Raw genomic sequence first — 25,992 nt, 5'->3', positions numbered from 1 at the left:
TGTAATTCCCGGGAATTTTATCGCCTTCTTCGCGGGCAGCTTCCCATATTCTTCTGCCCGATTTCCGTGCGCCCAAACGCAAATAATTCGCGTAGATCTCGTGAGGGTTACACCCTTGTGACCCGTTACACAGGCCGCCCGTTTTACGCCTTACGCCCCGGTCAAATGCGTACATAAACTGCACCTTCGCACGCGTGATAACACAACACCACCTCAGACGTAACCCCATCCCTCCATGCAATTTCGAATTTCCCTCGGTAAATTCAATTCGCATGACTGCCACCCAAGCAGACCTGCACATCGACCGCCCCACGGTGGCCGACGGCGCCGCGTTGTGGCGTATTGCCAAGGACTCGAACGCCCTCGACCTGAACTCGTCGTACAGCTATCTGCTGTGGTGCCGGGACTTCGCCGGTACCTCCGCCGTCGTGCGGGACGAGCGCGGGGAGCCGGTCGGCTTCGTCACCGGGTTCGTGCCGCCGGACCGGCCGGGCACCCTGCTCGTGTGGCAGGTGGCCGTCGACGCCGCGCAGCGCGGTCGCGGGCTGGCCGCACGGCTGCTCGACGGACTGACCGAGCGGGTCTCGGGCGACTACGGGCTGACCGCGATCGAGACCACGATCACACCCGGCAACGCCGCGTCCGAGCGCCTCTTCACGTCGTACGCCGAACGCCACGGCGCCGCCGTCGAGCGCACGGTCCTGTTCGAGGCCGGTGACTTCCCGGACGGACCGCACGACCCCGAAGTGCTGTACCGCATCGGCCCGTTGAGCCTCTGACGGCCCCCGGCCGGTGGAGTCCCCGACGACTCCCGGCCGGTTACCCGGACTTCCCGCCACACCCCGCACCCCGTCACCCCCCACACCGAGGAGCGATTCGCGTGACCATCACCCAGCCCGATCTCAGCGTCTTCGAGACCCTGGAGTCAGAGGTCCGCAGCTACTGCCGCGCCTGGCCCACCGTCTTCGACCGGGCCCGGGGCAGCCGTATGTACGACGAGGACGGCCACGCCTACCTCGACTTCTTCGCGGGCGCCGGCTCGCTCAACTACGGGCACAACAACCCTGTCCTGAAACGGGCGTTGATCGACTACCTGGAACGCGACGGCGTCACCCACGGGCTCGACATGTCGACCAGTGCCAAGCGCGCGTTCCTGCAGACCTTCCAGGACCTGGTGCTGCGCCCGCGCGACCTCCCGTACAAGGTGATGTTCCCGGGCCCGACCGGCACCAACGCCGTCGAGTCCGCGCTGAAGTTGGCGCGGAAGGTGAAGGGGCGGGAGGCCATTGTCTCGTTCACCAACGCCTTCCACGGGATGTCCCTCGGCTCGCTCGCCGTGACCGGGAACGCCTTCAAGCGGGCCGGTGCCGGTATCCCGCTGGTGCACGGCACGCCGATGCCGTTCGACAACTACTTCGAGGGCAAGGTCCCCGACTTCCTGTGGTTCGAGCGGCTGTTGGAGGACCAGGGCTCAGGCCTCAACAAGCCCGCCGCCGTGATCGTCGAGTCCGTGCAGGGCGAGGGCGGCATCAACGCCGCCCGCCCCGAATGGCTGCGAGCACTCGCCGAGTTGTGCGAGCGCCAGGACATGCTCCTCATCGTCGACGACATCCAGATGGGCTGCGGGCGCACCGGCGCGTTCTTCTCCTTCGAGGAGTCGGGCATCGTCCCGGACATCGTCACCGTGTCCAAGTCCATCAGCGGCTACGGCCTTCCGATGTCCCTGTGCCTGTTCAAGCCGGAGCTGGACATCTGGGAGCCGGGCGAGCACAACGGCACGTTCCGCGGCAACAACCCGGCGTTCGTCACGGCCACCGCCGCCCTGGAGACGTACTGGGCGGACGGTTCCGCGATGGAGAAGCAGACCCGGGCCCGCGGTGAGCAGGTCGAGCAGGGGCTGATCTCCATCACCGAGGAGAACCTCGCCGACATCAAGGAGTACCGGGGCCGCGGACTGGTCTGGGGCATCGAGTTCAAGGACCCCGAGCGCGCCGGCCGGATCTGCGCCCGCGCCTTCGAACTCGGCCTGCTCGTCGAGACGTCGGGCCCGCAGAGCGAGGTCGTGAAACTCCTCCCCGCCCTCACCATCACCCCCGAGGAACTGGACGAGGGACTGAGCATCCTCGCCCGCGCCGTACGCGAGACCGTCTGAGCCGTAGGCGAGACCGGCCGTACGCGAGACCGTCTGACACCACACCCATCCCCACCTGACACCACGTCAAGGAGGCGTCACCACACCGTGATTGTTCGTTCGTTCAAGGAACTCGAAGGCACCGACCGGCACATCAAGGCCGCGTCCGGCACCTGGGAGAGCAAGCGCATCGTCCTCGCCAAGGAGCGGGTCGGTTTCTCGGTGCACGAGACCGTCCTCTACGCGGGTACCGAGACGTCGATGTGGTACGCGAACCACATCGAGGCCGTTGTCTGCGTCGAGGGCCACGCCGAACTCACCGACGACGAGACCGGGCAGACGTACACGATCACGCCCGGGACCATGTACCTCCTCGACGGACACGAGCGGCACACGATGCGGATCAAGGAGGACTTCCGCTGCGTCTGTGTCTTCAACCCGCCCGTCACCGGACGGGAGGACCACGACGAGAACGGCGTCTACCCGCTGCTGACCGAGCCCGAGGAGGTGTGACGAGCATGACCACCGTCACCAGCGTCACCGACCTGTACCCCAGCCGCGGCACCACCGAGGTGTCCGCCCCGCGCAAGGACCCCGTCGTCTGGGGCTCCCCCGACACCCCGGGCCCGATCCCGACGGCCGACCTCCAGGCCTTCGAGCGCGACGGCTTCCTCTCCATGCAGGAACTGCTCCGGGACGACGAAGTCGACGTCTACCGGCGGGAGTTGGAGCGTCTGGTCGCGGACCCGGCGATCCGGGCCGACGAGCGGTCGATCGTCGAGTCGAAGTCCAAGGAGATCCGGTCCGTCTTCGAGGTGCACCGGATCAGCGAGGTGTTCGCGCGGCTCGTGCGCGACGAGCGGGTCGTCGGGCGGGCGCGCCAGATCCTCGGCTCGGACGTGTACGTCCACCAGTCCCGGATCAACGTGAAGCCGGGCTTCGGCGCGAGCGGCTTCTACTGGCACTCGGACTTCGAGACCTGGCACGCCGAGGACGGGCTGCCGAACATGCGCACCGTGTCCGTGTCGATCGCGCTCACCGAGAACCACGACACCAACGGCGGCCTCATGATCATGCCGGGCTCGCACCGGACGTTCCTCAGTTGCGCGGGCGCGACTCCCGAGGACAACTACCGCCAGTCGCTGCAGATGCAGGACGCGGGCACCCCGTCCGACGAGGCGCTGACCGGCATGGCCTCCGAGTACGGCATCAAGCTGTTCACGGGCAGGGCCGGTTCGGCGACCTGGTTCGACTGCAACTGCATGCACGGCTCCGGCGACAACATCACGCCGTTCCCGCGCAGCAACGTCTTCATCGTGTTCAACAGCGTGGAGAACAAGGCGGTCGAGCCGTTCGCCGCGCCGGTACGACGGCCCGAGTTCATCGGCGCCCGGGACTTCACCCCGGTGAGGTGACGCCGAGACGGTTCGCCGCAAGGGCACCAGGGCACTCCGGTCACGGCGATCGGGGTGCCCTTCCGCGCTTCAACTGCCTTGCGGCATCAGCCTCTTGTCCGTGTCAGCCGGCCAGCACCTCCAACAGACGGTCGACGTCCTCGGCGGTGTTGTAGAGGTGGAAGGCGGCACGCAAGTTCCCCGCCCGGTTGGAGACTTCGACCCCGGCCGCGCTCAACTCGCCCTGCCGGTGGCCGAGTCCGGGCACGGAGACGATCGGTGAGCCCGGGGACGCGACAGGCCGGTGGCCGAGAGTGCCGAGGCCCGCGCGGAAGCGGTCGGCGAGGGTCAGGTCATGCGTGCGTACGGCGTCGACGCCCAACTCCTCCAGCAGCGCGAGCGAGTGGCGGGCACCGGCGTAGGAGAAGAGGGCCGGGCTCTCGTCGAACCGGCGGGCGGAGTGGGCGAGTTCCTCGACCGGGCCGTAGCAGCTGTCCCAGGGGGCCTCCCCCGCGACCCAGCCGGCGAAGACCGGGTTGAGGCCGCCGAGGTCCTCCGGGGTGACCAGGAACGCGACCCCGCGCGGGCAGAAGAGCCACTTGAAGCCGACGGCGGCGACATAGTCGTAGGCTCCCGCGTCGAGGTCGAACCAGCCGGCGGCCTGCGACGCGTCGACGTACGTACGCGCCCCGTGTTCGCGTGCCGCAGCCCGCAGTGCGGGCAGGTCGGCGATGCGGCCGTCGGCGGACTGGGCGGCGCTGACCGCGACGAGCGCGGTGCCGGGGCGTACCGACTCGGCGATCCGCTCCAGCGGGACGGCGCGCACCTTGAGGTCGGCGCGCATGTGGAAGGGGTTCACCACGGAGCTGAAGTCGGCCTCGGCGGTGAGGACTTCGGCACCGGCGGGCAGCGAGGAGGCGATCAGTCCGCTGTAGACCGCGACCGAGGCCCCGGCCGCCACCCGGTCGACCGGCACGCGGGTCAGCCGGGCGAAGGCGGCGCGGGACGCCTCGACGTCGTCGAACATGTCGGTCGGCGTGCCGACCGCGGCGGCCTCGATGGCGGTGTGCATCGCGGTGACGGTCCGCGTGGGGAGCAGACCGGTGCTCGCGGTGTTGAGGTAGGTGTTCTTCGGGGCGAACTCGGCGCGGACGAGGCTCTCGAAGGTCTCCATGCCACCACTCTGCGGCGCCGAGAAGCCCTCGTCCATTGCGAATTTTTACGTGGATCCGCTAAGGAACGCTTATAGATCCACCAGTACTCAGCCCTGACCTGCGGCTTTCAGGCCTGCGGCACCGCGCACCCGTCGGGCCCGCACGCCTCGGCGTCGCCACCACTGCCGGCACCGCTGTCGATCAGCTTGAGCGGGGAGTGCTCGCCCCACGCCTGCGTCAGCGCCTGGGCGAAGACCTCGGCGGGCTGCGCGCCGGAGACGCCGTACTTGCGGTCGAGGACGAAGAAGGGGACGCCGTTCGCGCCCAGCTCGGCGGCCTCGCGCTCGTCGGCGCGGACGTCGTCGGCGTACGCGGTCGGGTCGGCCAGCACCTTGCGGGCGCCATCGGCGTCGAGCCCGGCACCGGCGGCCAGCTCGACGAGCCGCTCATCGCTGTCGAACACGGACCGCTCCTCGGCGAAGTTCGCCTTGTAGAGGGCCTGGATCAGCTCGTCCTGGCGGCCGTGCTCCTTGGCGAAGTGGAGGAGGCGGTGCATGTCGAAGGTGTTGCCGTGGTCGCGGTCGCGGGTGCGGTAGTCGAGCCCCTCGGCGGCGGCCTGCGCACCGAGGTTGTCCTCACCGGCCTGCGCCTGCGCCTCGCTCATGCCGTACTTCTTGGTGAGCATCTTGAGCACGGGCTGGGTGTCGCCCTTGGCGCGCCCCGGGTCCAGTTCGAAGGACCGGTGCACGACCTCGACGCCGTCACGGTGCGGGAACGCGTCGAGCGCCTTCTCGAAGCGGGCCTTGCCCACGTAGCACCAGGGACAGGCGATGTCGGACCAGATCTCGACGCGCATTCTTCGGCTCTTTCCAGGACGTACGGGTGAGAGACAGAGGCTCTCTGTTTCCCCCGTGAACGTTCAAACAGCTCGCTTCATTCCCCCGTCACGGGCAGGCGCATCTCCAGGTGGTGACTGCCGTCGGACGGCTCGGCGACCCAGCCCTGCCGGACGTAGAAGCCCTGCGCCCGCTCGTTGTCGACATGCACATCGAGTACGGCGCTCCGCCGCCCGTCGGCCCGCCACTGCTCGACGCAGGCCGCGTGCAGGGCCGTACCGAGCCCGGAGCGCCACTGGTCGGGCTCGACATGGAACTGGAACAGCTTGACCGTGTCCGCCGCCCCGTCCTCCGGGACACGGAAGGAGGCGACGGCGACGATACGGCCGCTCTCGACCACGCACAGCACATGGGCGTCGGGCCGCTCGATGACACCCCGCCAGGCGGCGAGCCAGTCCCGCCCGTCCTCCGGGACGCCGTCGGGGTAGTACGTCGCCCGGGCCCGCGCGTGCAGCGCGGCGACGCTCTCCGCCTCTGCCGGGAGGGCCGTACGGATCACCGGGGTTCCACTGATTCGGTCACTGATCATGCAACCGATGACGTGACCTCGGCGGCCCCGGTTCCCAGACGGCTGAACTGCACCCGGTACGCGCTCGGCGTCAGCCCGGTGCGGCGGACGAGGTGGCCGCGCAGGGAGTCCGCCGTGCCCAGGCCGCAGGCGCGGGCGACCTGGTCCATGGGGAGGGTGGTGGTCTCCAGGAGTTCCTTGGCGCGCTCGACGCGCTGGTGGAGCAGCCACTGCAGGGGGCTCACCCCGCTCTCCGCGTGGAAGCGGCGGGTGAGGGTGCGGACGCTGACGCCCGCGTGCCGGGCCAGGTCGGTGAGGGTGAGCGGCTTGTCGAGGTTGCGCATGGCCCAGCCGCGGGTGTCCGCGCAGGCGACACCGCGCTCGGGCGGCAGCGGGGTCTGCGTGAACTGGGTCTGCCCGCCCGGCCGTACGGGTGCGACGAGGGCGAGCCGGGCGACCTCGTTGGCGACTGCGGCGCCGTAGTCGGTGCGGATGATGTGCAGGCAGAGGTCGATGCCGGCGGCGTATCCGGACGCGGTCAGGATCTGGCCGTCCTGGACGTAGAGGACGTCGCCCTTGAAGTCGAGGGCCGGGTAGCGGTCGCGCAGTTCGTCCGCCAGCCCCCAGTACGTGGTGGCGCTGCGGCCGTCGAGCAGCCCGGCCTCGGCGAGCACGAACGCGCCGCTGCAGATGGAGGCGATGCGCTTGCCCGCGGCGGCGGCCTCGCGGACGGCGGCGACGGTGGCCCGGTCGGGGTCGTACCGTTCGCCGGTGCCCGCGAGCACCACGGTGTCGGCGGTGTGCAGGACGTCGAGGCCGTGGCCCACATGGAGGTCCAGCCCACCGGTCGTGACGACCGGACCGGCGTCGGAGCTGCAGATGGTCACCTCGTAGCCCGGAGCGCCGTCGATCTCGACCTTCGCGAAGAGCAGCTCCGGGACGGCGAGGTTGAACATCGAGACGGGCGACGGCGCGATGATCGCGACGCGATGCGGTGACCGCTTTCTCGGCATGGCCAGAACCTCCGGACGTATGGCATTCGGGCCACTACTGTACGGCGTCGCGCCCCCACACCATGAGGACATGACAACACCCACCACCCAACTGGCGCCCCGCACCGGCAACTTGACCCCGCCCTCCCCCACGCTCACCCTCACCGCCGCCCTCCTCGGCTTCGCGCTCATCACCCTCGACGCGTCCGTGGTGAACGTGGCGCTGCCGTCGATCGGGACCTCGCTCGGTGGCGGGATGTCGGGACTGCAGTGGGTGGTCGACGCGTACACGCTGTCCTTCGCCGCGCTGATGCTGTCCACCGGCGCCTTCGCGGACCGGGCCGGGGCGAGCCGCGCGTACGCGATCGGCATCACGGTCTTCACCCTCGCCTCGGCGGCCTGCGGCCTGGCCCCGAACCTGCCCGCACTGATCGGCGCCCGCGTGCTCCAGGGCGTGGCGGCGGCCGTGGTCCTCCCGGCCTCCCTGTCCCTCGTACGACAGTCCTACGCCGAACCCGCCAAGAGGGCCCGGGCGGTGGCGACTTGGGCCGCGGGCGGCTCGGTCGCGGTGGCCCTGGGTCCGGTGGCCGGAGGCGCACTCACGACGGTCTGGGACTGGCGGGGCATCTTCTTCATCAACCTGCCCCTGGGCGCGACGGCTCTCGCACTCCTGCTCCGGGCCCCCCGCTCGGAACGCCGCCCCGCACCCCTGGACCTCCCCGGCCAGCTGACGGCGGTGCTCGCCCTCACGGCGGCGACGTTCGCGGTGATCGAGCGCGGGGGCACAGGACTTGCGGCCGCACTCGTCGCGATCCTCGCGGGCGCGGCCTTCATCCGCATCGAACGGCGCCAGTCGCACCCGGTGGTGCCGCTCGGCCTGTTCCGCAGCCGTACGGTGTCGGTGGCCGTCACGGCGGGTGCGGCGTGCAGTGTCGCCTTCTTCGGCCTGACCTTCGTCTTCGCGCTCTTCTTCCAACAGGTGCAGGGCCGTTCGGCGTTGTACGCCGGGCTGATGTTCCTGCCGATGACCGGTCTGATCCCGGTGACGAACATCGTGGCGGGCAAACTGGCGGGCCGCTACGGTGCCCGACTCCCCATGCTGGCAGGCCAGTTGCTGGCCGCGCTGGGCGCACTGGTCCTGCTGTACGTCGACGCGAGCACACCCCCGCTCCTGGTGGCCGTACTCCTCGTACCGATGGCCCTCGGCTGCGCCCTGACGGTCCCGCCGCTGACCGCGGTGATGATGGACGCGGTGACAGCGGAACGTGCGGGGTTGGCGGCAGGCGTACTCAACTCCGCACGTCAGGTGGCGGGCGGCCTGGGCATCGCGGTCTTCGGAGCACTGATCTCCGCCGACTTCACGACGGGCCTGCGAGAGAGCCTCGCGATCAGCGCGACCCTCTTCGCGGCAACAGCCTTCCTCAGCTTCCGTCTCTCAGATCGTTCGGCCAACCAGGCCTGAACTCGAGGTGGTCGTACGTCACGACACACCCCTCCCCTATCGGCGACTGCGTCATGAACCCGACGAGCGCAGCGTCCGTCTCCTTCTCGTCACCAAGGGTGAAAAGCCGGATGAATATCCAACGCTTGCCGTCGCGGGAAGCGTGGAAGGCAAAGGCCCGCCCGGTCCGGCTAACCCGCAGCCATACCGAACTCCCTTCCACGGTAAAGGAGTTGGCGTCGTCCGAGTGCCCCCGGGTCACCACCGTACAAACGGTGGGCACGTCAGGCGAGTACTCCAGACAGAGCTTGGCCCAGGCCCGTTCCCCGACATGGACGTAGAGCACCCCGGCGTCGAAGGACCCCGCGAACCCGACGGTGACGCGGGCGATGAGCTGAAAGTCCCCGTGCGGCGCCCCGAGCAACCGAGGCGCATCGGAGGCGGGTTCCAGCCCTTCCCCGGTAGGCGGCACAAACCGATCCTGACGGGGACCCGCCCACCCCGTGAGCACACCGTCCTCGTAGGACCAATGCCCGTCGGGCCCGTAAGTACGGAGGAGAAAAGGCAGTTCGGAAAGCTCTACGTCCATCAACTCATCATCTCAGGCCAGGGGAAGCGTTGTTAGGGGCGCGGGGCTGTGTCGATTTACGGCTCCGCCGCGTGGGCGCGACCAGCCACAACGAACCGGCACTCCGCACCCAACGGCGCTACCGCTCCAGATGCCCGTCATAACGCCGAGGCAGCCCCGACGGATTACCGTCCCGCAACTCCAACGGCAGCAACGCTTCAGGCGTGTTCTGGTAAGCCACAGGCCGCAGCCACCGCTCAATAGCCGTACCACCAACAGAGGTTGAGGTAGACGTCGTAGCCGGGTAAGGCCCCCCGTGATGCTGCGCGGGCGCCACCGCAACCCCCGTAGGCCACGCGTTGACCAACACCCGCCCGGCCAACGGCGTGAGTTCGGCGAGGATCTCCGCCCCACGCCCTTCCCCGGCCGCCTCCCCCGCCGACAGATGAACCGTCGCCGTAAGATTCCCCGGCAGCCGCGACAGCACGGCATTCGCCTGCGCGTCATCGTCGTAGCGCGCCACGACAGTGACCGGCCCGAAGCACTCCTCGAGGAGCAGGTCGTACGCCCCCTCGGCCGCCAGCTTCTCCGCCGGCACCGTCAGGAACCCAGGGCTAACCGTGTGCTCACTCCCCGCCCCCGGCGTCACCGGCGACTCCACCTCGGGCAACCCGGCCCGCTCGGTGACGCCCGCGAGGAAGTTGTCACGCATCCGGTGATCCAGCAGCACCCCGGAGTCCGTGTCACTGACCGCATCGGTGAGGGACTTGACCAGCCCGTCCCCCGCCGAGCCGGACGGCACCAGCACAAGCCCCGGCTTCACACAGAACTGGCCGACACCCAGGGTCATCGAACCCGCGAGCCCCGTACCGATCGCCTCGGCCCGCTCGGCCGCGGCCGCCTCGGTGACAACCACCGGGTTCAGGGAGCCCAGTTCGCCATGGAACGGGATCGGGACCGGACGGGCCGCCGCCGCGTCGAACAGGGCACGACCACCTCGTACGGAACCGGTGAACCCGGCCGCCGAGACCAGCGGGTGCTTGACCAGTTCGACGCCCGCCTCGAAGCCGTGGACCAGGCCGAGAACGCCGGCCGGGATGCCCTGCTCGGCGGCGGCCCGGCGCAGCACGCTCGCGACCAGCTCGGACAGGCCGGGGTGGTCGGGGTGCGCCTTGACGACGACCGGACAGCCGGCCGCCAGCGCGCTCGCGGTGTCGCCGCCGGGGACCGAGAAGGCGAAGGGGAAGTTGGAGGCCGAGTAGACGGCGACGACACCCAGCGGCACCTTGTAGCGGCGCAGGTCCGGGATCGGCGGGGTCGCGGTGTCGTCGGGGTGGTTGATGACCACGTCGAGGAAGGCGCCCTCGTCGACGATGTCCGCGAAGGCCCTCAACTGGTAGCAGGTGCGGGCGAGTTCGCCGTTCAGCCGGACCGGGCCGAGCGCGGTCTCCGCGTCGGCGACCTCGACCAGCTGGTTCTTGGCCGCTTCGAGCTGGTCGGCGGCACCGCGCAGGAAGGCGGCGCGGACCGTACGGTCGGCGAGCGAACCCCGTGCGGCGTGCGCGGCGCGGACGGCGGTGTCCACCTCCTGGGCTGTGGCCTCCACCGCAACCTGTTCACGCTGCTTCCCGGTTCGGGGGTCGACACTCCAGACTGGTGCTGCTGCCACCGCGGGTCCCTCCACACATGTAATGCCGCAGTTCTGGGTCATTCACCAGGGTCGTTCGATATGCTGAACGCTGTCTCTGATGATGAATATGCTCTCGGAGACTATTTCCCGTCGAACGAAGGGGTCAAGGGCGATGTCGGCAGGCGAGACAGGCGGCGGGGCACAGGTCAAGTCCGCGGTGCGGACGGTGGAGCTGCTCGAATACTTCGCCGGCCGGCCCGGTATGCACTCCCTCGCGTCGGTCCAGGAGGCCGTCGGATATCCGAAGTCCAGTCTGTACATGCTCCTGCGCACGTTGGTGGAGCTGGGCTGGGTGGAGACGGACGCGACGGGCACGCGGTACGGCATCGGCGTACGGGCACTGCTCGTCGGCACGTCGTACATCGACGGCGACGAGGTCGTGGCGGCGGCCCGCCCGACGCTGGACCGGCTCTCGGACGACACCACGGAGACCATCCACCTCGCACGCCTCGACGGCACGAACGTGGTCTACCTGGCCACCCGCCAGTCGCAGCACTATCTACGGCCCTTCACGCGCGTCGGCCGCCGCCTCCCCGCGCACTCGACCTCGCTGGGCAAGGCGCTGCTGAGCACGTACTCCGACGAGCAGGTCCGCAAGATGCTCCCGGAGACGCTGCCCGCGCTCACCGAGCACACGATCACCGACCGCGAGAAGCTCATCGAGGAACTCCACCAGGTGCGGGAGCAGGGCTTCGCCGTGGACCGCGAGGAGAACACGCTGGGCCTGCGCTGCTTCGGCGTCGCGATCCCGTACCGCACCCCCGCGCGGGACGCGATCAGCTGCTCGGTGCCGGTGGCGCGGCTGACTCCCGCCCACGAACAGATGGTCAAGGACGCCCTGTTCGACGCCCGTGACCGGCTCACCCTCGCCACCCGGAGGCTCTGAACTCATGCAGGTCTCGCTCCGCCCGGTCCACGACAGTGATCTGCCGGTCTTCTTCCGGCAGACGAACGACCCCGAGTCCGTCCGGATGGCCGCCTTCACCGCGAAGGACCCGACCGACAGGGACGCCTTCGACGCCCACTGGAAGCGCATCCGCGCCCTGCCCGGCGTTCGGAACCGCACGGTCCTCGCCGACGGCGACGTCGTGGGCAGCGCCGCGGTCTACGGCGAGCCGGGCGAGCGCGAGGTGACGTACTGGATCGACCGCACCTACTGGGGCAAGGGCATCGCGACGGCCGCGCTGCGCGACCTGCTCGCCGAGGAGCCCGAACGCCCGCTGTACGCGCGCGTGGCGGCCGACAACGCGGGCTCGCGGCGCGTGCTGGAGAAGTGCGGGTTCCGCGTCACCGGGCACGACCGGGGGTTCGCGAACGCGCGGGGCGAGGAGATCGACGAGCTGCTGCTGACGCTGGGGTCGTAGCGGACCGTTGATTTCATGAGTGCTCGATGAGAAAAAGCGGTGTTAGGGAACGATTCGTTCCCGGCCGATCGTCTTCAGAGCGGGATGAACAAGACGATCAGGCGCACCTCCGTCTTCGTACTGCTCCTCGTTCTCGCCCTCCTGGTGCGGGCGACCTGGGTGCAGTTCTACGACGGCCAGGCACTCGCGGACGACAAGGACAACCGGCGGAACGCGATCGAGACGTACGCGGCCCCGCTCGGGAACATCATCGTGGCCGGGAACGCGATCACCGGCTCGGCGCGGACGGGCAGCGACAGCGACCTCGCGTACAAACGCACGTACACGGACGGCAAGCTCTACGCGGCGGTGACGGGCTACGCCTCGCAGAGCTACGCGCCGACGCAGTTGGAGGGGATCTACGCCGATCTCCTCGACGGCACGGACAGCAGCCTGAAGACCGCCATGGACACGGTCACCGGCGAGCGGGCCGCCCCGGGCAACGTGGTCACGACGATCGACCCGGATGTGCAGAAGGCGGCGTACGACGCGCTCGGCGACAAGAAAGGCGCGGCCGTCGCGATGGATCCGACGACCGGCAAGATCCTCGCCGTCGTCTCGACCCCGTCCTACAACCCCTCGGCGCTGACCGACGCCAACACGGCCGCGTCGGCCTGGAAGCAGCTCACCGCGGACTCCGACAAGCCGCTGACCAACCGGGCGCTGCGTCAGCCGCTGCCGCCGGGTTCGACGTTCAAGCTGGTCGTGGCGGCCGCCGCCCTTGAGGACGGGCTGTACTCCTCGGTGGACGAGAAGACGACGAGCCCCTCGCCGTACACCCTGCCGGGCACGGTCACCCCGCTGAAGAACGAGAGCTCGTCCGCGCCCTGCACGAACGCCTCGATCCGCGTCGCGCTCCAGTACTCGTGCAACACCGTGTTCGCGAAGATGGCCGTCGACCTGGGCCAGGACAAGGTCAAGGCGATGGCCGAGAAGTTCGGCTTCAACGACGACAAGCTGGACATCCCGGTGCGGGCCTACCCGAGCGTGTACCCCTCCGACATGAACAAGTCGTCCACGGCCCTGACCGGCATCGGCCAGTACGACGTGACCGCCACCCCGCTCCAGATGGCCATGGTGTCCGCAGCCATAGCCAACGACGGCAAGCTGGTCTCCCCGCACATGGTCTCCGAGACCACCGACAGCGGCGGCGATGTGGTCCACAACTACGACGACAGCACGTCGACGAAGCAGATCGTCAGCTCACGCACGGCCCAGCAACTCCAGTCGGCGATGCAGACGGTGATCACGGACGGCACCGGCACGAACGCCGAGATCCCGGGCGTCACCGTGGGCGGCAAGACGGGTACGGCCCAGCACGGCGAGAACAACGACCAGTCGCCGTACGCCTGGTTCACGTCCTACGGCAAGTCCGACGACACCGGGAAAGAGGTCGCCGTGGCTGTCGTGGTCGAGCAGTCGGACGCGGCAAGGTCGGAGATCAGCGGCAACGGTTTGGCGGCCCCGGTGGCCAAGGCAATGATGAAAGCGGCGTTGCTGTGATGCCGCCGAGGGGCGCGGGGAACTGCGCGACCAGCCACGACAAACCATCAGCCAACCGCGCAGCGACCCTTACTCCTACTTCACACCGAGAATCTGCTCAACGGGGTCAATAGCGAAGTACACCAGGAACAGCGCGGACACCCCCCACAGCAACCAGTTGACCTCCTTCGCCTTACCGAGCACCGCCTTGATCACGACGTAAGAGATGAACCCGGCACCAATGCCATCGGTGATCGAGTACGTGAACGGCATCGCGGCGATGGTCAGGAACGCCGGTATCGCGATCTCGTACTTGTCCCAGTCGATGTGCTTGACGTGGGTCATCATCAGGAACCCAACGGCGATCAGCGCGGGCGCGGCGGCCTGCAACGGCACGATCGTGAGCAACGGAGTGAGGAACAACGCGAGCCCGAACAGCCCACCGGTGATGAGGTTCGAGAACCCGGTACGCGACCCCTCACCGACACCCGAAGCCGACTCGATGTACGCGGTGTTGGAGGACGCGGACCCGAGCCCGCCGGCCACGGCAGCCGCCCCGTCGATGAACAGGACGCGCCCGATGTTCGGCACCTGACCCTCGTCGTCCAGGAGACCGGCCTCCGCGCTGATACCGACGATCGTGCCCATCGCGTCGAAGAAGTCCGACAGGATCAGCGTGAAGATCAGCAGGACGACAGTGATCGCGCTGGTCTCACCGAACGCGCCGAACAGGCTGAAGTGTCCGATGAGTCCGAAGTCGGGCGCGGCCACGATCTTGTCCGGCACCTTGGGGGTCATCAAGCCCCAACTCTTGATGTCGGCAACGGAGTTGATGATGATCGCGAGGACGGTCATCGTGACGATGCTGATCAGGATCGCGCCCTTCACCTTGCGGGCGAACAGCGCGATGGTGAGCAGGACACCAAGACAGAAGACCAGAACGGGCCAGCCGGTGAGATGACCGACGGCGCCGAGCTGCACGGGCACCGTGGTGTCGGCGGCGTCCGGTATACGACTGACGAAGCCGGCGTCGACGAAGCCGATGAACGCGATGAACAGGCCGATGCCGACGCCGATGGCCTGCTTGAGCTGTTGCGGGATCGCGTTCATGATCGCCTCGCGCAGTCCGGTGAGGACCAGCACGCAGATCAGGACGCCCTCGATGACGACGAGACCCATCGCGTCGGGCCAGCTCATCAGCGGCGCCAACTGGAAGGCGACGACGGCGTTGAGGCCGAGGCCCGCGGCGATGGCGAGCGGCAGGTTGCCGCCGACGCCCATGATGACCGTCATCACGCAGGCCACCAGGGCGGTGGCGGTGACCAGTTGGCCGGTGTCGAGGGTGTGCCCGAACTTGTCCTTGGCGCTGCCGAGGATGATCGGGTTCAGGACGAGGATGTAGGCCATCGTGAAGAACGTGGCGAAGCCACCGCGTATCTCACGGCCGAAGGTGGATCCCCGTTCGGAGATCTTGAAGAACCGGTCGACACCGTTCGTCGCCGGTGGTTCGGCACTTGGCCGGTCGGCCACCTTCTGTGACTCGGACATGCGGGTACTCCTCGTGGCTTCAATGATCATCGGTGCGCGGATGCTGGCTGGATTGTTCCCGCGTTGAACCTGTTTCAGGTTTTCCCCGTGTTACGGAATCGAGGTCGGCCCGCCAGCCCGTGGTCGGCCTGTCAGACGTTGTTCGAAGGTCCGTACCAGACCGGCCAGTTGATCACTGCTACGCTTCCGGATCTCGCGGGGGTCACCCCCGAACAAACACGTGTCATCTACATGACACACACAAAACCGCAGCGAGGAGAGGTCCGCCGTGGGCACAGTCGTCGACGACGCCGCCTCCGAGGAGTTCCACGCCTTCTTCGAGCGCCACTACGCCGAACTGTCCCGCCTCGCCCACCTGTTGACGGGTGAGGCGGACGCCGCCGACGATCTCGCGGCCGACGCGCTGCTCGCGCTCTGGCACCGCTGGGACCGGGTGCGCGCCGCCGACCATCCCGCGGCCTACGCCCGCGGGGTCGTCGCCAATCTGGCCCGCACCCGGATCCGCAGCGCGGTGCGTGAGCGGCGGCGGGTCGCCCTGTTCTGGTCGCAGCGCGAGGAGAAAACCGAGAACCCGGACGTGGCCGGCGTGGTCGACGTCCAAGAGGCCCTGCGCAGGCTGCCGTTCCGCAAGCGGGCCTGTGTCGTGCTGCGGCACGCGTTCGACCTGTCGGAGAAGGACACCGCGCTCGCCCTCGGTGTTTCCGTCGGTACGGTTAAGAGCCAGACGTCGAAGGGCATGGCCGAGTTGCAGCGTCTGCTCGGCCCGCAGAGCCCTCCGCTGCGGATGCACGCGGCGCTGGCACGCGGCGGCGAGAGCGGAGGGAGGACCCGATGAGGCACCAGGACGTGCACGACGACGAGTTGATCGCCCGGCTGCACGAGGCGGCCGAGGGACACGAACCCGACCGCTCCCGCATCCTCGCCCGGCTCGAACGCGGTATGGCCGCACAGTCCCGCCCCGACCACCGGGCCACCAGGCCGCCCGTGTTCGGCTGGGTGCGAGTCGTCAGCGCCACGGCGGCTGTGGCGAGCGTCCTCGCCATCGGCGGTTACGCGGTGGCGTCCGCGGTGAAGAGCAACTCCCCCGCCGAGCAGACGGTGTCCGTCTCACCGACCCCGACGCCCACCCCGTCGCCGGACGCGACGAGCCGTAACCCGGTCAAACCGGTTGCCCCGAGCCCGAGTTCCGGCGATACCTCGCACAGCACCCCCAGGGCGAGCACCTCCCCGACCGAGTCCGCAACCGCCTCGCCCTCCGCACCCCCCGTACTGCCGGCCGCGTCCGGCACCCAGGACGGCCCGCTCTGGTCGGACGGTTCGATCGACCCGGGCAGCAACGACTTCTGGGCGCAGAGCGACGTCACCCTGAAGACGACCAAGCAACTCACCGCGCTCACCGTCCAGTTGAAGGTCAGGCTGACCGCCGGGGTCACCTCCGCGGGCGCCTGGCGCTCGCTGCCCGAGCAGGACTTCACGCAGACGGTGACGGAGCAGGACGGCTTCCTGGTCTACACGTGGGTGCTCAAGGAGGGCCGTACGGTCGCGGTCGGGGACTGGGTCTTCGCCGGGCAGTACAACCATGCGCGCGGCGGCCGGGACGCCAAGGACGACAGCTACTCGGCGGCGGGCACGGCGGCCGGCCAACAGCTGGCGGTGAAGGGCGACTTCGCGACGCAGAAGTCGTAGCCCCCGGTCGTAGAAGAAACTTCGGACGTGCGGCAACCCTTTCTCCACCGGTGACGACGAAGAGGCGCAAGGTTCCTCTCGCACGGAGTCACACGGAGCAAGTCGCTTGAGCACGCACAAGAAACACCTCACCCGTCGGCGGGTGCTCGGGGCCTCCGCGATCGGTGTCGCCGCCACCGGCGCGGCCGTCGCGGGCGGTACCGGCCTCCTCTCGTCCGCCAGCGCCGCCGCCTTCGGCTACACCGACGACGGCTCCAACTACGTGATCACCACGGGCAGTTCACTCGTCCTCAAGGTCTCCAAGTCGACGGGTGACATCACGTCCCTCGCCTACAAGGGCAAGGAGTACGAGGGCTACGGCGGCATGCACTCGCATGTCGAGTCCGGGCTCGGCGCTTCAACGGTCACGATCAAACAGTCGGGCTCGACGATCCTGGTGAAGGTCGTGCACGGCGCGATCACCCAGTGGTACGCGGCCCGCAGCGGCGAGAACAACGTCTACCTGTGGACGAACAAGGCGGACGCGTCCTTCACCGCGACGCGTTACATCGTGCGCGTGAAGCCGGGGGTGTTCCCCAACTCCGGTTCGGACGCGTGGGATTCGACGACCGACACGATCATCGAGGCCGGCGACGTCTGGAAGCACCCGGACGGCACGACCCGCTCCAAGCACTACTCGGGCAAGCGGACCATCGACTACGACCACGTCGGCTTCACGACGGGCTCGGTCGGCCTGTACCTGGTCCGCTCCAACCACGAGAAGGCGTCCGGCGGCCCCTTCTACCGCTCCCTGCTGCGCCACTCGAACGAGGGCGGGGCCGGGCTGTACGAGATCCTGCACTACAACGAGGCCCAGACGGAACCCGAACGCTTCGGCCTGCAGGGCCCGTTCGTGATCGCTTTCACGGACGGCGGCACCCCGTCCGCCTCCCTCTTCGCGGCGAATCTCGACACCTCCTGGGCGGACTCGCTGGGCATCACGGGCTGGGTCGGCAAGGCGGGCCGGGGAAAGGTGGCGGGGGTCGGCCTGAAGGGCATGAACGCCAACTACCCGTACACGGTGGGCTTTTCCAACTCGGACGCGCAGTACTGGGCGAAGGCGGCGTCCGGCACCGGCGCCTTCTCCTGCAAGGGGATGCTCCCGGGGACGTACACACTGACCGTCTTCAAGGGCGAACTGGCCGTCCACACAGGGTCGGTGGAGGTGACGGCGGGCGGTACGACGTCCTTGCACACCCTGAGCATCACGGGTGACCCGTCCACCGCGTCGACCGTGTGGCGCCTCGGCAACTGGGACGGCACACCAGGTGAGTTCAAGAACGCCGCCCTAATGACGTACGCCCACCCCTCCGACTCCCGCGCGTCCAAGTGGACCGGCAACGTCACGATCGGCAGCGGAAGCGAGGCCGCGTCCTTCCCGGCGTACATCTGGAAGGACGTCAACAACGGGGTACTGGTCTACTTCAAGCTGACCGCAGCCCAGGCCGCCGTGGCGCACACGCTGCGGATCGGGGTGACGACGGCGTACATCAACGCCCGCCCCCAAGTCACCGTGAACAACTGGGTCTCGGCGATCCCCGCCCCTCCCACCCAACCCTCGACGCGCGATCTCACCACGGGTTCCTACCGCGGAAACAACCACACGTTCGTTTTCAACGTCCCTTCCAGTGCGTGGAGTTCGGACGCGACGCAGTACAACGTCCTGAAGATCAACGTCGTCAGTGGTTCGACGGGGTCGGGCTTCCTCAGCCCGGGCACGTCGTTCGACTGCATAGACCTGCTGACCTGAGCCCCCCTCGGGCAGCAGAGCAACGCCCCTGCCGGTGACGATCGGCGGGGGCGTTGCGTTGTTCCCTGGAACTCAGGGACTCGTGCGTCCCGGCGTCCGGACACGCAGAGCCTGGACGGACCAGTCCAGGGCGGGAGCCAGGCTCTCCGGTGCCGTCCAGCCGTTGACCACCGCGAGCAGCTGGAGATATCGCTCCCTGCGGGGGTCGTTGACCCTCTCCAGCCGGGTCGCCAGCCGGTGGCGGAGTTCGATGTCGTCGGGGCGGCCGAGGAGCTGGGCATAGTGCGCCATGAACGACGCGACGAACGGATCGGCGCGAGGTGAGGCCGGGTCGATGCCGGCGGCCAGGGCCGGGCCGGCCTGGTCACGAACGACTGCGAAGATGTCGCGACGCGGGACCGCCGTGCCGCTCCGGGCCTGCTCGGCCGCCTGCTCCTCGACCAACCGCCGTACAGAGGCACGGAATTCCAGGTCCAGGGACAGTTCGGCCAACTCCACCCACGCCTGGACCTGTTCGGCCTCCGGGTTGTCGGGCAGTTCGGGGGTCATCGAGCGCATGACCCCGGCGAATGCGGGGGCGGCGTCGACGAGACCGCCGAAGACGGCGTCGAGGAACTCGCCGATCAGACGTCGGCGTTCGTCCTCGGAGAGCTGGGCCAGCCGGTGCATGAGTTCCGTCTCCTCAGGTGTGGACCCGCGCTCGGCCACCGCCGCCAGCACCGCGTGCCGCAGTCGCAGGACGCGGATCTGCACGGCCAGCGCTTCGGCGTGCGCCGCGGCGACCTCGGCAAGCGAGAGCTCACGGTCCACGACCTGGCGGATCGTGGAGAGGCCAAGTCCCAGCTCGCGCAGGGTCCTTACGAGGTCCAGGCGTGCGACGGCGTCGATGCCGTAGAGGCGGTAGCCGGCCGGGCTGCGGTCCGTCGGCGCCACGATCCCGCGATCGGAGTAGAACCGAACGGTCTTGACCGTGAGCCCGGTCCGCCGAGCGAGTTCACCGATCGAGTAGAGCGTGTCGCCGTCCATGCACCCACCTTTGCGTCTCCCCCTACTGGAGACTCAAGCGCCTTCGTGAAGGAGTCGGCGGTTCAGGAGGGGATTCGTCGGCGTCGTCGGGGCATGCTGGTGGTCCTGCGCGTGGGCCGGGAGGTGCTGGGATGCGGTGGTCGGCCGGGGCCGGTGGGTGGATGGTCGCCGTGGTGGTCGTCCTGGCGGGGTGTCACGCGTCGGAGGGTGGTGGACCGGTGGGAGGGCCGTCGGAGAGCAGCGGTTCGACGGAACCGTCGGCCAGTGCGCCGGCGCACACATCCGGAGTGCCGACCGGGGGAAGCCCGTCGGCGTCGGCCACCGGCTCCTCCGCTTCGCCGGGGAGCTGTGCCGCCGGGCAGGCGGAGGTCACCGTCAGCCCTGGTGACGCGGTCGTACGGCGGATCTGTGTGCGGCCGGGGACCGTGGTGTCGCTCGTCCTGCGGCCTCGCGCGGATGACAAGCAGTGGACGGCCGTGCGGAGTTCCGCGCCTGCTTTTGTCCTCGCGTCCGGATGGCGGATGGACGCGGACGGTACGGCCCACGCCTCGCTGCGGTGTGCGGGGGCAAGGGGCGGTACGGCGGACGTCACCGCGTCGGCGAGGACGCCTGATGTGGCGGGTGCGGCGCGGGCCGTCTTCACTCTGCACGTGAATGTGGTACCGTACACGACGCGGGGGTGACCCCGGCGACCCGGGACCACCCCTCCGACTGCCGCCGCGTCAGCGGCAGTTGCGCACGTCGATCGTGTAGATGCCGCGGCCGTGGGTGGCCGCGTACAGCGTCCGGCCGTCCGGGCTCAACTTCAACTGGAGTACGGCGACCGCCGGGAGGTTCCCGACGCGCTCCCAGGTCGTACGGCCGGGCGCGCGGTAGACGACGCCGAGGTCGGTGGCGACGGCGAGGCCGCCGTTCGGTGTGACGACCGCGGAGTTCGTCGGCACGTCGGGGAGGTTCTTCGAGATGTCCTTCCAGGTGGTACCGCCGTCGGTGGACTCGAAGACGTGGCCGACACCGGCGCCGGGGCCTTCGGTCCAGTGCCGGGAGAAGCCGTTCACCGCGAGATAGACGTGGTCGGCGTTCTTGGGATCGACGGCGAAACCGGCGAGGTAGCGGTTGGGCACGGTGCCGTCCGTGCCGGTGGCCGGGAGGGTGATGTCGTGCCAGCCGGTGCCGTCCGCGTTGCCGACCGAGATGCCGCGGGCGAAGCCCTGGTTGTTGCAGGGCCCGCACCAGGCCGCGTACACCTTGCCGCCCGAGGCCGCGACGGCGGTCGCCGTACGACCCTCACCGAGGTCGTACACGCTGGTCCACTCGTCGCCGCTGCGGATGGCGTAGCCGTGGGTCTGCACCCAGATGTGGCGGCCGCCCGCGATCCAGGTCGAGCTGTTCTTCATGTCGGCCGTGATCGGGGCGATGAAGCGGGCCTCACCGGTGGCGTTGTCGGCGGGGGCGACGTTGTACGACGTGATCTTGCTGGGGTCGGTGACCCAACTCCCGTCGTTCACCGCGCAGTTCTGGGTCACCTGGATGGCGAGGTAGACGTACTCCTCGGCGAGGTTGCAGCCGTTGGCCGGGTCGGTGAGCGTGTCGCCGCCGTCGCCGCCGAAGTTGGAACCCATCACGGTGTCGTTGCTGCGGAGGATCGACTGGCCGTTGTCCTGCAGCCCGCCGGTGACGGAGACGCCGCCGTAGGTCAGGTCCTTGCCGACGCCCACCGAGTAGTACTGGAGGGTGTCGATGGTGCCGTCGTTGAGCGAGGCCCAGTCGGTGGCGTGCCCGGAGGCGTCCTGAGCGCCGTTCAGGGGGCGCTTGTAGACGCCGCCGTCGTTGCCGACGTAGACGAAGCTCTTGCCGTGGTAGCTGCCGATCGCTACGCCGTGCTGGTCGGAGTGGGTGGTCGGGCTGCAGTCGCCGGTCTGCTTGGTGGGGTCGATGCTCCAGCAGGGGAAGCCGAAGTTCCAGTACGGGCCGACCGTGGACCAGTTGGTGCCGCCGTCCTTGGTCTCGTAGACCTCCTCCAGGCCCGCGTAGACGTGCTCCGCGTTGGCCGGGTCGACGGTCAGGAACTGGTTGTACCAGGCCTGAACGCCTGGCATGTAGCCGCTCGAGGTCAACGCCGAGCCGTCGGCGGCGAGTTGCTTGTAGTCGGCGATCTTCGTCCAAGGGCCGGTCGGGGAACCGGACTTGGAGACGTAGATGCCCTCCAGGCCGCTGTCCGGGTTGGTGTTCAGCTGCTCCGGGGACTGGTCGATGGCGTAGTAGCGCGAGCCGTCGGCGGAGCGGGCGAAGGTGACGTTGCCGACGTCGTCGGCGTCGGCGGGCAGGTCGCCGAGGCCGCTGGTGATCCGGGTCCAGACGCCGTTCACCTTGCTGTAGAAGCCGTTGTAGTCGTCACCGCTGCGCCAGCCGACCGCGAGGACCACCTTCGAGGGGTCCTTCGGGTCGATCGCGATGTCGTTGGCGATGTTCTTGTACGCGGCCGAGTCGTCGTTCGCGAGTGAACCGCCCGGCAGATAGGCGGGGTTGGGCGCGAACTCCAGCTTCCAGGCGCCGCTCAGCTTCTTCGTGGAGTGGCTCCACACGCCCTCACTGGTCGCCGCCCACACCTTGCCGCCGCCGAAGCGCAGCTCGTGGATGGTGGTGGACTCCAGCTCGTCACCGCCGACCCGGCTGCGGGCGGAGAACGTACCGTGCCGGGGGTTCGACAGGACGTAGACGCCACTGCCGAGATACGCGTCCGCGTTGGTCGTCGCCTCGCCGGTGCCCAGCCACAGCCGCCCGGCGCCGTCCAGCGCGAGCGCGCCGGTGGACTGCGAGGACAGCTTGTCGCTGATGGGCTGCCAGTGGCCGCCACCGGTGTGCGAGCGCCACACTCCGCCGCCCGCGCTGCCCGCGTAGACGTACCCGTCGTCGTCGGCGGCCATCGCGGCCATCCGGCCGGTGACATTGCCCGAACCGCCGCTGGAGTTGGAGTCGTAGTCGCGGTAGCGCGGGTCGTCGGAGTTGTACGGCAGGTTCGTGATGTTGCGCCAACTGCCGCCGGTGCTCGGCAGGTTGGTCAGACTCGTCCAGGCGGCTCCGTACGCGCCCGGTGCGACGATGCCGGGCGAGGTGCGGGCCTCGGCGTACTGGTCCGCGCCCTCGGCTATCTCGTCGGCCTCGTTGCCGTCGTCACCACCGTCGTCGTCGGCCTTCGCCTTGGGGCTGACGGCATCCGCCGACTGCCCTCGTTCAGCGGCGAGTTGAGCGAGGGCGCGGGCCCCGAAGGGGGTGCCGCCCGAGCCGGGCGCGGCGCCGGCGGGTATGGCCACCAGTGCGGCGGATGCGGTGACGGCGCAGATCGTGAACCAACGTCTCTTGCGGGTCGGTACTGACACCAGGCCTCCCGAACGGGAACGAATACAGCCGTCGGGGACGACCCGACCACCGGCGGCAGGAGACGTCCGGCATTTGGACAGCCCTTGACCAGAACCTGTCACCAAACATGGCTGGAAGCCGATCGGTTCACCGAGCCTGTGCCGGGGAGCCGGGGTCGGGTCGGAGTGCCGCGGTCCGTGTGCGGGCGATGACCGGCAGCACACCGGCGAGGACCAGGGCGATGCCGCCGGAGATCAGCAGCGGAAGGTGGCCGTCGGTGCCCCAGGCGAGCCCGGCCCACACGCCCGCGAGGAGCACGGCGGCGCCGGTGGCGCCCTGGAACAGACCTTGTGCGGTGCCCTGTTGGCGGTCGGGGACGAGTGTGGAGATCCAGGCCTTGCCGACACCGTCGGTACAGGCCGCGAAGCCACCGTAGAGCGGCAGCACCACGAACACCGCCCAGGGGCTGTGGATCAGGCCGAGGCCCAGATAGCCGATCGCGAAGAAGAGCAGGCCGGTGGCGAAGACCAGGGAGCGCGGCAACCGGTCGGACAGCGCGCCGGCGGGGTAGGACAGGGCGGCGTAGACGAGGTTGTAGACCGCGTAGGCGCCCACCACCCCGGCTGTCGAGAGGCCCAGGTCATGGGCGCGCAACAGCAGCAGCGCGTCGGGGAAGTTGACCAGGTTGAAGGCGAGCAGGATCACCAGGACACGCCGGTACGGGAGTGGCAGGGATCGCCATGGTGTCCGGACGGCCTTCGCCGCTGTGCCGTCGGCGGTCTTGGGTGAGCCGGAGCGGGGGCCGTCGGCCGACTTGCGGGAGCGGGGGTCGCGGACGGCGGCGACCAGTGCGGCCGACGCGACGGCGGGGAGCACGGCGACCCAGAACAGCGGGCGCAGCCGATGGTCGAGCGCCTCGTACAGGGCCAGCCCCACAAGCGGGCCGACCACCGCGCCGGCGGTGTCGGCGGCCCGGTGCAGACCGAACACCCTGCCGCGCTGCCCCTTCGGGACGCCCTCGACGAGCAGGGCATCGCGAGGCGCGCCGCGCATGCCCTTGCCGAGCCGGTCGGTGACGCGGGCCAGAAGCACCAACGGCCAGACGGTCGCCAGCGCGATCAGCAGCTTGCCCACCGCGGCCAGCCCGTATCCCGCACCGATGAGGGGCCGCCGGTCGAACCGGTCCGCGAGGCGCCCGGCGGCCACCTTGGTGATCGACGCCGCGCCCTCGGCCAGTCCCTCGATCGCGCCCACGACGGCGGGCGGGGCGCCCAGCACCACGGTCAGGAAGATCGGCAGGATCGGGTAGAGGAGTTCGCTGGCCGCGTCCTGCAGGAAGGACACCCCGCACAGCACCTTGACGTTGCGGGTCAGCCACGCGGGGCGGGGTCCGGTAGGCAGCGGGGCGCTGCTGGGCTCGGTCACGGGTACAGGATCCCCGGATACTCCGAGACACTCCCCACCCCGAAAACAAAGAAAGGCCCCGGTCGGCTCGCGGCGACCGGGGCCTTTCGCGCATCAGCTCTGAGCGTCGTCCCGTGAGAAACGAAGTCCGCAGTGGGGCACGTCAGTTCATCGTCGCGCCGATAGTCGCCGACCCCGTCGTAAGGAACGTCGTCGTCGGCAACGTCCCGCTGGACGACCGCACCCCGTACGCCGCAGTCGCATCCGTCGACTTGAACGACGGAGTCGCAACCCCGCCGTCCCAGTTGTTCGCCGCCGAGACCGCGCCCGAACCCAGCGTGTCCGAACCCCCCTTGTTGCCGACGGCGAGGTTGCGGGCCAGGCGGGACTTGCTCGTGGCGAAGAAGAAGCCGGCCTCCGTGTTGGCGTACGCCGTGTTGCGGTTGAGGATGATCGCGCCGGTGTTGGAGTTCTCGGTGAAGCCGTTGAGGGTGTTGTCCCAGGCCGCGTTGTCGTTGACGACGTGCGCGACCGCGACGCCTCCGCCGCCCAGCTTGAAGCCGTTGCCGTTGCCCTCGAAGGCGGAGTCGTTCCAGCGGTTCTTGCCGTTGCCGAAGGCCCAGGAGTGGTCGATGGTGACCGGCGAGGAGAACTGCCAGAGGTCGAGGCCGTCGTCCGAGTTGTTGTAGAGGCGGGCGCCGGTGACCTTGTTGCCGGTGCCGGAGCCGAACTTGATGGCGATGCCGTCGGCGTTCTGGCCGTGGCCTGCGGCGTCGTAGTTGCCGTAACTGTCCAGGTTCTGCACGAGGTTGTTGGTGGTGCCGTCGCCGCGCAGGGTGAAGCCGGAGTCGCCGTTGTTCGCCGTCACCAGGTTCTTGAAGATCCCTCCGATCGACGACGTGGCTACGAAGCCCTGTGCCGGGGAGTTCTGGAAGGTGAGGTTCTGGACGGTCCAGTAGTCGCCGTAGATGCCTGCCAGCCACTGCCCCGCGGGCAGTTTGGAGCCGTCGATCTTCACCTTCTCCGTGCCGTACGCCTCCAGCGTGATGCGGGCCGAACTGGTGCCGTCCGCCGTGGACTTGAGGGTCGCGGCCGGGGTGTAGGTGCCGGCGCGGACCTGGATGACCGTTCCCGCCGTGGCGTTGGCGACCGCCGACTCCAGCTGGGCGGTGGTGGACACGGTGACCGTCGACGAAGCGGCCTGCGCGCCACCGCTGTTGAGGCCGAGGTAGACGCCGCCCGCCCCCGCGGCGACGACCACCGCGGCGGCGATCGAGAGGGTGCGGGTCCTGCGGTGGCGTCCGGTGCTCGTACGCACGGCGTTGGTTCCTTTCCTGGATGACGAGGACGAAACGGGCCGGAGGGGCCGCCCCGGCCCGTTTCTGATCACTGGTCGCCGCCGCGGCCGGAAAGGGTTGCCGCGGTCACGGGAAAGGCCGGGAAAGAAGCGAAACTTTCGCTCCGGCCCGTCCCACCCGCACCGATTGACGCACCGCGCCCCGCTGGTGACACTCCGAAGG

At 69.1% G+C, this 25,992-nt stretch carries 23 protein-coding genes; 11 read left to right on the top strand and 12 right to left on the bottom strand.

Annotated features, from left to right (window positions below; genetic code table 11):
* Window positions 1-272 precede the first annotated feature (272 nt).
* The 4 genes from ectA to thpD all read left to right on the top strand — a co-directional run bounded on the left by ectA (window position 273) and on the right by thpD (window position 3,546).
* A complete protein-coding gene (gene ectA, locus OG504_RS40110; protein ID WP_405994176.1) occupies window positions 273-779 on the top strand; it encodes a diaminobutyrate acetyltransferase in 507 nt (168 codons plus the stop codon).
* Window positions 780-880: 101 nt separating this feature from the next.
* A complete protein-coding gene (ectB, locus tag OG504_RS40105) occupies window positions 881-2,152 on the top strand; it encodes a diaminobutyrate--2-oxoglutarate transaminase (RefSeq protein ID WP_405994175.1) in 1,272 nt (423 codons plus the stop codon).
* An 87-nt stretch (window positions 2,153-2,239) separates the two neighbouring features.
* Window positions 2,240-2,644, top strand: coding sequence for an ectoine synthase (locus tag OG504_RS40100; RefSeq protein WP_327405016.1), 405 nt, complete (start codon window positions 2,240-2,242; stop codon window positions 2,642-2,644).
* Between the two features lie 5 nt (window positions 2,645-2,649).
* Window positions 2,650-3,546 (top strand): ectoine hydroxylase, encoded by an 897-nt coding sequence (gene thpD / locus OG504_RS40095; protein ID WP_405994174.1) that lies wholly within the window; start codon window positions 2,650-2,652, stop codon window positions 3,544-3,546.
* Between the two features lie 103 nt (window positions 3,547-3,649).
* Here thpD and OG504_RS40090 read toward each other — a convergent pair whose 3' ends face one another.
* The 4 genes from OG504_RS40090 to OG504_RS40075 all read right to left on the bottom strand — a co-directional run bounded on the left by OG504_RS40090 (window position 3,650) and on the right by OG504_RS40075 (window position 7,096).
* Window positions 3,650-4,735, bottom strand: a complete 1,086-nt coding sequence (locus tag OG504_RS40090) for an aminotransferase class V-fold PLP-dependent enzyme (RefSeq protein WP_405994173.1) — start codon at window positions 4,733-4,735, stop codon at window positions 3,650-3,652.
* A gap of 71 nt (window positions 4,736-4,806) precedes the next feature.
* Window positions 4,807-5,535 carry a DsbA family oxidoreductase gene (locus OG504_RS40085; RefSeq protein WP_405994172.1) on the bottom strand — a complete coding sequence of 243 codons (729 nt, stop codon included), beginning with the start codon at window positions 5,533-5,535 and terminating at the stop codon, window positions 4,807-4,809.
* Between the two features lie 77 nt (window positions 5,536-5,612).
* Entirely contained in the window at window positions 5,613-6,104 is a 492-nt protein-coding gene (locus tag OG504_RS40080) for a GNAT family N-acetyltransferase (protein WP_405994171.1), read from the bottom strand.
* Entirely contained in the window at window positions 6,101-7,096 is a 996-nt protein-coding gene (locus OG504_RS40075) for a GlxA family transcriptional regulator (protein ID WP_405994170.1), read from the bottom strand. Before OG504_RS40075 ends, OG504_RS40080 begins: the two co-directional genes overlap by 4 nt.
* 70 nt (window positions 7,097-7,166) lie before the next feature.
* On the opposite strand from OG504_RS40075, the gene OG504_RS40070 reads away from it, so the two are divergent.
* Window positions 7,167-8,537 carry an MFS transporter gene (locus OG504_RS40070; RefSeq protein ID WP_405994169.1) on the top strand — a complete coding sequence of 457 codons (1,371 nt, stop codon included), beginning with the start codon at window positions 7,167-7,169 and terminating at the stop codon, window positions 8,535-8,537.
* Here the strand turns inward: OG504_RS40070 and OG504_RS40065 are convergent.
* Together OG504_RS40065 and OG504_RS40060 are read right to left on the bottom strand one after the other, a co-directional pair.
* Window positions 8,497-9,105, bottom strand: coding sequence for a DUF1349 domain-containing protein (locus OG504_RS40065; RefSeq protein ID WP_405994168.1), 609 nt, complete (start codon window positions 9,103-9,105; stop codon window positions 8,497-8,499). The genes OG504_RS40070 and OG504_RS40065 overlap by 41 nt on opposite strands.
* Before the next feature lie 118 nt (window positions 9,106-9,223).
* The gene (locus OG504_RS40060) at window positions 9,224-10,753 is read right to left on the bottom strand and encodes an aldehyde dehydrogenase (NADP(+)) (RefSeq protein ID WP_405994167.1); all 1,530 of its coding nucleotides are present in this window, start codon (window positions 10,751-10,753) and stop codon (window positions 9,224-9,226) included.
* A gap of 133 nt (window positions 10,754-10,886) precedes the next feature.
* Here OG504_RS40060 and OG504_RS40055 point away from each other — a divergent pair, with 133 nt between their 5' ends.
* From OG504_RS40055 to OG504_RS40045, 3 genes are all read left to right on the top strand, one after another.
* On the top strand, window positions 10,887-11,660 hold the full coding sequence (locus OG504_RS40055) for an IclR family transcriptional regulator (protein ID WP_033283195.1): 774 nt from the start codon (window positions 10,887-10,889) through the stop codon (window positions 11,658-11,660).
* Between the two features lie 4 nt (window positions 11,661-11,664).
* On the top strand, window positions 11,665-12,138 hold the full coding sequence (locus OG504_RS40050) for a GNAT family N-acetyltransferase (RefSeq protein ID WP_405994166.1): 474 nt from the start codon (window positions 11,665-11,667) through the stop codon (window positions 12,136-12,138).
* A gap of 84 nt (window positions 12,139-12,222) precedes the next feature.
* Window positions 12,223-13,680: a peptidoglycan D,D-transpeptidase FtsI family protein gene (locus tag OG504_RS40045; RefSeq protein ID WP_405994165.1), complete on the top strand. Its 1,458-nt coding sequence runs from the start codon at window positions 12,223-12,225 to the stop codon at window positions 13,678-13,680.
* A gap of 75 nt (window positions 13,681-13,755) precedes the next feature.
* Here the strand turns inward: OG504_RS40045 and OG504_RS40040 are convergent, their stop codons facing one another.
* The gene (locus tag OG504_RS40040; RefSeq protein WP_405994164.1) at window positions 13,756-15,207 is read right to left on the bottom strand and encodes an NCS2 family permease; all 1,452 of its coding nucleotides are present in this window, start codon (window positions 15,205-15,207) and stop codon (window positions 13,756-13,758) included.
* Window positions 15,208-15,475: 268 nt separating this feature from the next.
* On the opposite strand from OG504_RS40040, the gene OG504_RS40035 reads away from it, so the two are divergent.
* The 3 genes from OG504_RS40035 (at window position 15,476) to OG504_RS40025 (ending at window position 18,682) form a co-directional block, all read left to right on the top strand.
* Complete coding sequence (locus tag OG504_RS40035) at window positions 15,476-16,042, top strand: SigE family RNA polymerase sigma factor (protein ID WP_019060605.1); 567 nt, start codon at window positions 15,476-15,478, stop codon at window positions 16,040-16,042.
* Complete coding sequence (locus OG504_RS40030) at window positions 16,039-16,893, top strand: hypothetical protein (protein ID WP_405994163.1); 855 nt, start codon at window positions 16,039-16,041, stop codon at window positions 16,891-16,893. The genes OG504_RS40035 and OG504_RS40030 overlap by 4 nt, the downstream gene beginning before the upstream one ends.
* A 106-nt stretch (window positions 16,894-16,999) precedes the next feature.
* Window positions 17,000-18,682: a rhamnogalacturonan lyase B N-terminal domain-containing protein gene (locus OG504_RS40025; RefSeq protein WP_405994162.1), complete on the top strand. Its 1,683-nt coding sequence runs from the start codon at window positions 17,000-17,002 to the stop codon at window positions 18,680-18,682.
* A gap of 72 nt (window positions 18,683-18,754) precedes the next feature.
* Here the strand turns inward: OG504_RS40025 and OG504_RS40020 are convergent, their stop codons facing one another.
* The 5 genes from OG504_RS40020 to OG504_RS40000 all read right to left on the bottom strand — a co-directional run bounded on the left by OG504_RS40020 (window position 18,755) and on the right by OG504_RS40000 (window position 25,790).
* Window positions 18,755-19,708, bottom strand: coding sequence for a MerR family transcriptional regulator (locus tag OG504_RS40020; RefSeq protein WP_405994161.1), 954 nt, complete (start codon window positions 19,706-19,708; stop codon window positions 18,755-18,757).
* 193 nt (window positions 19,709-19,901) lie between these two features.
* Window positions 19,902-20,351, bottom strand: coding sequence for a hypothetical protein (locus OG504_RS40015; RefSeq protein WP_405994160.1), 450 nt, complete (start codon window positions 20,349-20,351; stop codon window positions 19,902-19,904).
* Window positions 20,352-20,430: 79 nt separating this feature from the next.
* On the bottom strand, window positions 20,431-23,088 hold the full coding sequence (locus OG504_RS40010) for a glycosyl hydrolase (RefSeq protein WP_405994159.1): 2,658 nt from the start codon (window positions 23,086-23,088) through the stop codon (window positions 20,431-20,433).
* A 127-nt stretch (window positions 23,089-23,215) separates the two neighbouring features.
* Window positions 23,216-24,493, bottom strand: coding sequence for an MFS transporter (locus OG504_RS40005; RefSeq protein WP_405994158.1), 1,278 nt, complete (start codon window positions 24,491-24,493; stop codon window positions 23,216-23,218).
* A 142-nt stretch (window positions 24,494-24,635) separates the two neighbouring features.
* A complete protein-coding gene (locus OG504_RS40000) occupies window positions 24,636-25,790 on the bottom strand; it encodes a right-handed parallel beta-helix repeat-containing protein (RefSeq protein ID WP_405994157.1) in 1,155 nt (384 codons plus the stop codon).
* Window positions 25,791-25,992 lie beyond the last annotated feature (202 nt).

This window comes from Streptomyces sp. NBC_00986 (assembly GCF_045162565.1).
Classification (GTDB): domain Bacteria; phylum Actinomycetota; class Actinomycetes; order Streptomycetales; family Streptomycetaceae; genus Streptomyces.
Note: the sequence above shows the minus strand (reverse complement) of the source record. Positions and strands in the feature narration are given on the sequence as shown.